Source organism: Lysobacter xanthus, from assembly GCF_047159895.1.
In genome coordinates this window covers 1-291 of the sequence record NZ_BAAGAB020000175.1, presented here as the reverse complement: position 1 = coordinate 291, position 291 = coordinate 1, and the positions used below count along the sequence as shown (strand labels likewise).

Annotated in this window: 1 protein-coding gene; it reads left to right on the top strand. The window is 61.9% G+C overall.

Going from position 1 to position 291, the window contains the following annotated elements; translation table 11 throughout:
- Positions 1-59: 59 nt before the first annotated feature.
- On the top strand, positions 60-291 hold a 232-nt coding region (locus tag ACY35P_RS15705), incomplete at its 3' end, for a hypothetical protein (RefSeq protein WP_462116768.1).

Here is a 291-nt window from a genome sequence, read left to right as displayed (position 1 = left end):
GGCGCGGCTTAACTCAGGTGTTAGGCGCGCTCTGCCGAAGCGACGCATATGGAGGTGTCATGGTCTGGCTCGCTGTCGCAGCTCTCTTCGCTGCTTTCCACCTCGCCGCAATCGTTCTCGGCCGTCACACCGCGGATGTGCTGCAGCGAACCGCGTTCATCTCCGGCCTGCTCGGCTTCCTGAGCTTTGCGCTTGTGCTCTATGTCGGCGTTACCAACATATGCATTGCTGGCGCCTGCGGGCACAGTACGCCTGTCGGTCCGTATGTGGCGCTTGGCCTGTTCCTGGTGT